This window comes from Streptomyces sp. NPDC031274, assembly GCF_055570235.1.
Genome location: NZ_JBVIHP010000051.1, coordinates 19829 through 28373, shown reverse-complemented (window position 1 = coordinate 28373; position 8545 = coordinate 19829). Strand labels below are relative to the sequence as shown.

Annotated in this window: 6 protein-coding genes; 2 read left to right on the top strand and 4 right to left on the bottom strand. The window is 70.6% G+C overall.

Going from position 1 to position 8545, the window contains the following annotated elements:
* Positions 1 to 217 precede the first annotated feature (217 nt).
* Entirely contained in the window at positions 218 to 1963 is a 1746-nt protein-coding gene (lysS, locus tag ACZ5CR_RS42780; RefSeq protein ID WP_468868382.1) for a lysine--tRNA ligase, read from the bottom strand.
* Between the two features lie 148 nt (positions 1964 to 2111).
* On the opposite strand from lysS, the gene argS reads away from it, so the two are divergent.
* Positions 2112 to 3890, top strand: coding sequence for an arginine--tRNA ligase (argS, locus tag ACZ5CR_RS42775; protein WP_468868377.1), 1779 nt, complete (start codon positions 2112 to 2114; stop codon positions 3888 to 3890).
* Positions 3891 to 3977: 87 nt separating this feature from the next.
* On the opposite strand, the gene ACZ5CR_RS42770 is transcribed toward argS, so the two are convergent.
* Together ACZ5CR_RS42770 and ACZ5CR_RS42765 are read right to left on the bottom strand one after the other, a co-directional pair.
* On the bottom strand, positions 3978 to 5240 hold the full coding sequence (locus ACZ5CR_RS42770; RefSeq protein WP_468868375.1) for an aminotransferase-like domain-containing protein: 1263 nt from the start codon (positions 5238 to 5240) through the stop codon (positions 3978 to 3980).
* A 91-nt stretch (positions 5241 to 5331) separates the two neighbouring features.
* A complete protein-coding gene (locus ACZ5CR_RS42765) occupies positions 5332 to 6756 on the bottom strand; it encodes a helix-turn-helix domain-containing protein (RefSeq protein WP_468868370.1) in 1425 nt (474 codons plus the stop codon).
* 202 nt (positions 6757 to 6958) lie between these two features.
* Between ACZ5CR_RS42765 and ACZ5CR_RS42760 the strand changes: the two genes are divergently transcribed.
* A complete protein-coding gene (locus tag ACZ5CR_RS42760) occupies positions 6959 to 7489 on the top strand; it encodes a DUF4232 domain-containing protein (RefSeq protein ID WP_468868367.1) in 531 nt (176 codons plus the stop codon).
* 178 nt (positions 7490 to 7667) lie between these two features.
* Here the strand turns inward: ACZ5CR_RS42760 and ACZ5CR_RS42755 are convergent, their stop codons facing one another.
* Positions 7668 to 8345 (bottom strand): DUF4232 domain-containing protein, encoded by a 678-nt coding sequence (locus tag ACZ5CR_RS42755; RefSeq protein ID WP_468868364.1) that lies wholly within the window; start codon positions 8343 to 8345, stop codon positions 7668 to 7670.
* Positions 8346 to 8545 lie beyond the last annotated feature (200 nt).

Sequence of the window (8545 nt, the reverse complement as noted above, 5' to 3'; positions counted from 1 at the left end):
GAGCCGACGTCCTCTTCGCGATGCTCCGCGACGGCACCTTCTACGAAGCCCAACCCGCCCCAACCCCTTGACCAAAGTCATAGGGGCACCCCCCCACCCGATTACCCGGGGTGGGCGGGTGGGCGGGGAAAACTCCGCCGCGAAGCGGCGGTCCGGTCCGCTGCACGCAAAAGGGGCGCCGCCCAGAAACCGGACGGCGCCCCCAGCCTCGTAACCGCTACGCGCCAAGAAGCTTGCGCACCCGCTCCGCGCCCACGGCGAGCAACAGCGTGGGCAGGCGCGGGCCCGTCTCCCGGGTCACCAGGAGGCGGTACAGGAGGGCGAAGAACGAACGCTGGGCGACCTTGATCTCCGGGGGGAGTTCCTTCGCCGTCGCGTCCGGGGAGAACCCGGCCTGCACCTTCGGCACGCCGTACACCAGGTGCGTAAGGCCGTCGAGGGACCAGTGCGAGTCCAGGCCCTCCAGGAGCAGCCGCAGCGACTCACGGCCCTCGTCGTCCAGCGAGGACAGCAGCTCCGCGTCCGGCTCGGCCCGCACGATCGTGCGCGCGTCGGCCGGGACCTGGGTGGTGATCCAGTTCTCGGCGCGGTCGAGCCTCGGCCGCGCCTCGTCCAGGGACGAGATCGGGTCGGACGGGTCCAGGTCCCGCAGGATGCGGAGCGTCTGGTCCTGCGCACCGGCCGTGACGTCCACGACGGACGCGAGCGTCCGGTACGGCAGCGGACGCGGCGTCGAGGGCAGCTCGCCCGCGGCCGTGCGCACCGCACGCGAGTGCGCGGCGGCGTCGGCGGGCAGCGCGGAGCCGTCGGCGACCTTCGCGTCCAGCTTGTCCCACTCGTCGTAGAGCCGCTGGATCTCCTGGTCGAAGGCGATCTTGAAGGACTGGTTCGGCTTGCGGCGGGCGTAGAGCCAGCGGAGCAGCGGCGCCTCCATGATCTTCAGCGCGTCGGCCGGGGTCGGCACGCCGCCCTTGGAGGACGACATCTTCGCCATCCCGGAGATGCCGACGAACGCGTACATGGGACCGATCGGCTGCACGCCGTCGAAGATCTCGCGGACGATCTGCCCGCCGACCACGAAGGACGACCCGGGAGACGAGTGGTCCACGCCGCTCGGCTCGAAGATGACGCCCTCGTACGCCCAGCGCATGGGCCAGTCGACCTTCCAGACCAGCTTGCCGCGGTTGAACTCGTTCAGGTGGACCGTCTCGGTGTGACCGCAGTCCGCGCACACGTACGAAAGCTCGGTGCTCTCGTCGTCGTACGACGTGACGGTGGTCAGGTCCTTCTCGCACGCGCCGCAGTACGGCTTGTACGGGAAGTACCCGCTGCCGCCGCCGCTGCCGTCGTCCTCGCTCGCGGCGCCGGACCCCTCGGCGGCCTCAAGCTCGGCCTCGTCGACGGGCTTCTGCGACTGCTTCTTGCCGGGCGCCTTCTTGGTCCGGTACTGGTCGAGGATCGCGTCGATGTCACCGCGGTGCTTCATCGCGTGCAGGACCTGCTCGCGGTAGACACCGGCGTTGTACTGCGCGGTCTGGCTGATCCCGTCGTACTCCACGCCGAGCTCGTCCAGCGCCTCGGTCATGGCCGCCTTGAAGTGCTCGGCCCAGTTCGCGTACGCGGAACCGGCCGGGGCGGGCACGGAGGTGAGGGGCTTGCCGATGTGCTCGGCCCAGGTCTCGTCGATGCCGGGGACGCCCGCCGGGACCTTGCGGTACCGGTCGTAGTCGTCCCAGGAGATCAGGTGCCTGACCTCGTGCCCGCGCCGCCGGATCTCGTCCGCGACCAGGTGCGGGGTCATGACCTCGCGGAGATTGCCCAGGTGGATCGGGCCCGAGGGGGAGAGCCCGGAGGCGACGACGACCGGTTTGCCCGGGGCACGACGCTCCGACTCGGAGATGACCTCGTCCGCGTAGCGGGAGACCCAGTCGGTGGTATCGGTGCTCTGAGCCACGATCGGCACGCCTCTCTCTTCTTCTGATCTTCTTCTACGTGAGTACCGCTTGTCGGACCCATTCTCCCAGCTCCACCCGCAACCGCGAAAACCGCTTTTCCTTGCATGGGATACTTGCCGGGTCTATCTGCACCTCGAGGAGAACGGCATCCACTCCATGGCCTCGGTCACGTCCCTCACCGCCTCCGTCCACCAGCGCCTCGCGGACGCCCTCTCGGCTGCCCTGCCGGAGGCCGGTTCCGCCGACCCGCTGCTGCGACGAAGCGACCGGGCCGACTACCAGGCCAACGGGATCCTGGCCCTCGCCAAGAAGGCGAAGGCGAACCCGCGCGAGCTCGCGACGAAGGTCGTGGACGCTCTCCCCGCCGACGACGGCATGATCAAGGACGTCGAGGTCTCGGGCCCCGGCTTCCTGAACGTCACGGTCACCGACAAGGCGATCACCGAGAACCTCGCCGCGCGCGCCGCCGACGGCGAGCGGCTCGGCGTGCCGTTCGCGGAGAAGGCCGGCACGACGGTCGTCGACTGGGCCCAGCCGAACGTGGCCAAGGAGATGCACGTCGGCCACCTCCGGAACTCGGTGATCGGCAATTCCGTCGTCAAGATCCTCGAATTCACGGGCGAGAAGGTGGTCAGCCGCCACCACATCGGCGACTGGGGCACCCAGTTCGGCATGCTCGTGCAGTACCTGATCGAGCACCCGGACGAGCTGGGACACAAGGCCGCGGACGGCTCCGACGACACCGCGGCGGGCGAAGAGGCGATGTCCGGCCTCAACCGCGTCTACAAGGCGTCCAAGGTGCTCTTCGACTCCGACGAGGACTTCAAGACGCGGGCCCGGCGCCGGGTGGTGGACCTCCAGGCGGGCGACCCCGAGACGCTCGCGATCTGGCAGCGGTTCGTGGACGAGTCGAAGGTCTACTTCTACTCGGTCTTCAACAAGCTGGACGTGGAGATCCGCGACGAGGACATCGTCGGCGAGTCCGGCTACAACGACATGCTGGCGGAGACCTGCCGCATGCTTGAGGAGTCCGGTGTCGCCGTCCGGTCGAACGGCGCGCTGTGCGTGTTCTTCGACGACGTGAAGGGCCCGGACGGCAACCCGTCCCCGCTGATCGTCCAGAAGTCCGACGGCGGCTTCGGGTACGCGGCGACGGACCTCTCCGCGATCCGCGACCGCGTCTTCAATGTCAAGGCGGACACGCTTCTGTACGTCGTCGACGCGCGGCAGTCCCTGCACTTCAAGATGGTCTTCGAGACGGCTCGCAGGGCGGGCTGGCTGACGGACGACGTCAAGGCGGTGCAGCTCGGCTTCGGCACGGTGCTCGGCAAGGACGGCAAGCCGTTCAAGACGCGTGAGGGCGAGACCGTACGCCTCATCGACCTTCTCGACGAGGCGATCGAGCGGGCGTCGGCCATCGTCCGCGAGAAGGCCCAGGACCTCTCCGACGAGGAGATCGCCGAGCGCGGCGCCCAGGTGGGCATCGGCGCGGTGAAGTACGCGGACCTGTCGACGTCGGCGGTGCGCGACTACAAGTTCGACCTGGACCAGATGGTGTCGATGAACGGCGACACGTCGGTGTACCTCCAGTACGCGTACGCCCGCATCCAGTCGATCCTGCGCAAGGCGGGCGACGTACGGCCGCAGGCGCACCCGGAGCTCGAACTGTCCGCCGCCGAGCGGGCCTTGGGCCTGCACGTCGACCAGTTCGCGGAGACGGTCGCCGAGGTCGCCGGGGAGTACGCACCGCACAAGCTGGCCGCTTACCTCTACCAACTGGCGTCGTTCTACACGACGTTCTACGACAAGTGCCCGGTCCTGAAGGCGGACACCCCGGCCCAGGTCGAGAACCGCCTGTTCCTCTGCGACATCACGGCCCGCACGCTGCACCAGGGCATGGCCCTCCTTGGCATCAGGACCCCTGAGCGCCTCTGAGCCCCGTAAGGGGCTTCAGGGGCGCGGGGCTGTCACATTTGCGGCTCCGCCGCGTGGGCGCGACCAGCCGCATACGGCCCGCGGACCTCAACCAACCAGCGCACCCCGAAGCCTCCGCAGGCCCTCGGCGATCTCGTCGGGGGCCTGCGTCACGAAACACATCCGCAGGGTCGCGGGGTCAGGCTCCGCCGCGTAGAACGGCGCCCCAGGCACGTACGCCACGTCATGCTTGACGACGCCCGGAAGCAGTGCAGCGCTGTCGTACCCCTCAGGCAGCGTCGCCCAGACGAACATGCCCCCCTCGGGCCGAATCCAGCTGGACCCCGCAGGCAACGCATCCGCGAGGCCCAGCAGCATCGCGTCACGCCGCTCGCGATACGCCCCCGCGACGCGGGCCACGTGCGCGTCCAGGTCGTTGTCCGCCAAGTACCGCGCGGCGGCGAGCTGGTTGACGGTGGGCGTGTGCAGGTCCGCCGCCTGCTTGGCCACCGCGCACGCCCGAAGGAGCGCCGCGGGCCCCCGCAACCAGCCGAGCCGCAGACCCGGCGCCATCACCTTCGAGAAGCTGCCGAGCAGGACGGTGCGGTCCTCCGCCCCCGGGTACGCGGCGATCCACGGCACCCGCTCGCCCTCGAACCGCAGCTCCCCGTACGGGTCGTCCTCGATGATCCACAGTCCGCGCCGCGCGGCCACGGCGGCGATCTCCGCGCGCCGCCCCGCGGGCAGCGTGCGGCCGGTCGGGTTCTGGAAGGTGGGGACGGTGTAGAGCAGCTTCGGCCGGTGCGCGGCGACGAGTTCGTCGAGCGCGGCGGGGTCGATACCCGCCTCGTCGCACGGCACGGGCACCACGCGGGCGCCCGCGAAGGCGAAGGCCTGAAGTGCCGCCAGGTAGCAGGGGCTCTCGACGAGAACGGTGTCACTGGGCTCGACGAGCGCCGTCGCGAGCAGCGAGAGCGCCTGCTGCGAGCCGGTGGTGACGAGCACGTCGTCCGCGTCGGTGGGCAGCCCGCGTGCCGCTGTCCGGGCGGCGATGGCGGCACGGAGGGTCGGCTCGCCCTCCGTCGTGGAGTACTGCAGCGCCGTGCCGGGCGTCGACGTCAGGACCGCCTGGAACGCGGCGGCGACGCCCGCCGCGTCGAACAGCTCGGGCGCCGGGAGCCCGCCCGCGAAGTTGATGACCTCGGGGCGCGCGGTGACCGCGAGGATCTCCCGTACGGGCGAGCCCCCGACGGCGGCGGCACGGGCCGCGAACGCGGGTACTGGGGCAGGGACTTGGGCCAGGGCCTGGGCCTGGGCCTGCTCTTCTTCCCCTTCCCCGGCTGTGGGGACGGGGGCGTCGGTGACGGTCATCTGCGGCTCCTTTGCTTCCCGGCAGCGTAAGGAACCGTATGCCGCTTACAAGCACGATTCCGGGATACGGACGTGCCGGGGCGCCCCGCCTTTACGCGGGCGGGTCAGGCACGTTGTCGTCGTCGCGATGCGTCTTCGTCCACTTCTTGCTGTTGAGCGAGTACGCGTAGACGGAACGGCCCTTGTCGCCGCTCGTGGCGAACGGCTTGCCCGTGTCGTCGATGCGCACCGTGCCGTGCCGGGTGCCGCTCGACCACTCCAGCTCCAAGTACCAGCGCACATAGCGGGTGTTGGCGGTCGCGTTGATGTAGAACGCCTCGGGGTCGCTCGCGCTCACCGTGTAGGGGAAGTTGTCGCCCCCGTCCTGGGGGCTCGGGCGGGGCACCGACGCGTCCAGGTTGACGCCGAAGGAGTGCTGGGGCACATTGCCGCCGCAGCCGACACCGAGGTACCCCATCTTGTAGTTGTTCCACGCGAGCGGCGCGCCGGTTCCCGCGACGCGGACGTGCAGGGACTCCAGGACGACGGTGTCCTTGCCCGTGCCCTGAACGGTCAGCTTCACGGTCTGGTCCCGTGCGGAGACCGCGCCGTTCGCGGATGCCCAGCCGGGAGCGTCCTGCTCGTTGGGGGGCGGGGAGAGTTCGCCCGGGGCCTTGTCCACGAGGTAGGGGTGGCCGCAGGGGTCCTGCCAGAAGTGGGCCTGGGTGGAGACCGTCACCGGGACACCGCCCTCGTCGGCCCCGCCCTTGCCGCCGCCCCCGGTGGTGGAAGCCCCGGTCTCACCGGCGGAGCCCTTGCCCTTCTCGCCCTCCGGCTTGTCGGAGCCTGCCGCCTCCTTGCCCGGCTTGCCCTTCTCGGACTCCTTCCCGGGCTCCTTCCCGGACTTCATCCCGGAGGGCGAGGCGGACTTGGCGCCGTCCGGGCCCTGCTTCCCTCCGTCGAAAGCACTCGGGGAGTCGGTGGCCACGCGGTCGCGGTCTCCTCCGTCGGCGGCCTGTACGGCGACGGCGGTGGCTCCGAGCGCGAGTACGACTCCGGCGGCGACGAGCACCCGCGCCCTGGGCAGCCGCCTCCCCGCGCGCCGCCCCGCCGTGGGTGCCGCGCCGATCACGATGCCGGGCGTCGCGGCGTCGGAGGCGCCGGAGGCATCGGCGGCATCGGCGGCATCGGCGGCAGGCTCGTCGGAGGCCGGGGCACCGGAGTCATGGGCAACCACGGCATCGGCTGCCGCCGTCGCAGGCGAGGACGCGCCCTCCTTGCGCTCGCCTCTCGACGCGTCGGCCAGGATCCACCGCCGGTGGACCTCGACCATCTCCTCCCGCGAGGCCTTGCACACCCGGGCGAACCGCTCCAGCGGAGCGAACTCCGTCGGTACGGCCGACCCGCTCACATAGCGGTGCAGAGTCGACGTCGACACATGCAGCCGCTTGGCCAGCGCCCCGTAACTGAGCCCCGACCTCTCCTTCAGCTCGCGCAGCAACTCCGCGAGATCGCCCGCCCCCACGCTCTCTCCCATCCCGCCCATCCCGTCCATCCGTTCCGAGGAACGGATTCTTCGCAGACCACAGCCGTAGGAACGTTCCAACGTCCCCCACTGCCGTGCCGCACTGGCCGCCGGGACAGAACCCCGCACAAGCTCTGGGTCATCCAAGCACGCCCCATCCGGGAGCCTTTGGGCGCGACTCACGTCTCCCGCGTCACACCGAAAGAGACAAGCCATGCGACTCACCACCAAGGCCACCGCCGCCGCCGCGGCCCTCACCGCCGCTCTCGCACTCACCGCGCTCGGCAGCACCGCGTCGGCCGCGACGCCCGCAGCCAAGTCGGCGCCGGTCACCTGCACCGCCGCCACCACCAAGGTGACCGTCGAGCAGGTGAGCAGCCCCATCAACCACCTGCTCCTGAAGGCCAAGAACACGGGCACGAAGACGTGTTACGCGTACGGCGCCCCGTACCTCCGCTTCGACGAGGCGCAGTCCGCCACGGCGTGGCTGGATGACAGCGTGCCGCAGGCGGTCGTCACGCTGGAGCCGGGCCAGAGCGCGTACGCGGGCATCGCCACGTCGTCGCCGGAGGGCTCGAACGGCTACCAGGCCGACAAGCTGGGCGTCCTCTTCTCCAACCGCGGGATGAACGGCGGCGCGGGCGGCACGGCGGCGGCCAAGCTGCCGGCGGGCGGTGTGTACGTGGACGACTCGGCGTTCGTCACGTACTGGCAGACGTCGGCGTCGGACGCGCTGATGTGGTGAGCAGGGACCGCTGAGCGCGAGGCCAGGTCCGGGGCCGGGGCCGGGACGCCGGGAATCATCCCGGGAACGACAAACGCTCCCGGCCTCGTGCGGGGGCACAACGAGGCCGGGAGCAGCTGGAGGGAGTCAGGTCAGGAACGGATCAGGGTCAGGTCAGGCCGGGTCGGGTCAGGCCGGGTCAGCTCTCCCCGCCCTGGCCTGCGCTTCCGATCGGGCCGACCTTGACCGGGGAGCCCGCGCCGTCGGTGACGGGCAGAGTCTTGGCGCCCGGCCATTCGAGGGTGACGGACTTCGTGTCGTCCGGCGGGGTCACCACCAGGCTCGTGACGCTGACGCCGGAGCCGCCCGAGTCGTTCATCGGGTAGTTGACGCCGAAGGACACCGACTCGCCGTCCTTGAGGGTGCCCGGGGTGGGCTGCTCACCGGTGCGCTTCGCGGACAGATCGCCCTCGCTGGTCTTCAGGTCGACGCCCGCGTACCCCGAGATCGCGCACTCCTCGCCGCTGCCGTTCGTCAGCGTCACCGCGACGGTGCCGTCGGTGTCGCCGTCGATGGTGCTGTCCTGCGCCGTGATGTCCAGATCGTCGGCGCGGCACTTGCCGAGCTTGCCGCTCTCGTCGGAGCCGCCCCCGGCGGAGGCCCCCGCGCCCGAGCTGGAGCCGGAGCCCTCGTCGCCACCCTGCTCCGAACCGCCGCCCTGCTCCGAACCACCGCCCGACGACGACTCGGACGCGGCCGAGGACGAGGACTCCCTCACCCCGGTGCCGTCATCGCCGTTGCACGCGGTGAGCGTGAGCGCACCGACGAGGGAGATACCGGCGAGGATCGAACGGGTCGTGGTGCGCGTGAACTTCATGAGAGAGGAGCCCCCGAGGATCAGGAAAGAGCGTGGTTCGAACGGCGTGCCGCTGCGGCACGGCCAAGAGCGAACCAGCCCCGGTCCGACCCGTACAAGGAACCTCGGCCGATCTGGAACGCTGGAACACTTCCACCCCTCTGACCTGCGCGGATCCCACCTCCCTGGAACACCTGCCTGGGACACCGGAACCCGGTCCC

Excerpts from the sequence above, each read along its gene's own strand:
- ACZ5CR_RS42760 (WP_468868367.1), top strand. The coding sequence starts at position 6,959 with ATGCGACTCACCACCAAGGCCACCGCCGCCGCCGCGGCCCTCACCGCC.
- argS (WP_468868377.1), top strand. The coding sequence starts at position 2,112 with ATGGCCTCGGTCACGTCCCTCACCGCCTCCGTCCACCAGCGCCTCGCG.
- ACZ5CR_RS42755 (WP_468868364.1), bottom strand. The coding sequence starts at position 8,345 with ATGAAGTTCACGCGCACCACGACCCGTTCGATCCTCGCCGGTATCTCC.
- ACZ5CR_RS42765 (WP_468868370.1), bottom strand. The coding sequence starts at position 6,756 with ATGGGAGAGAGCGTGGGGGCGGGCGATCTCGCGGAGTTGCTGCGCGAG.
- ACZ5CR_RS42770 (WP_468868375.1), bottom strand. The coding sequence starts at position 5,240 with ATGACCGTCACCGACGCCCCCGTCCCCACAGCCGGGGAAGGGGAAGAA.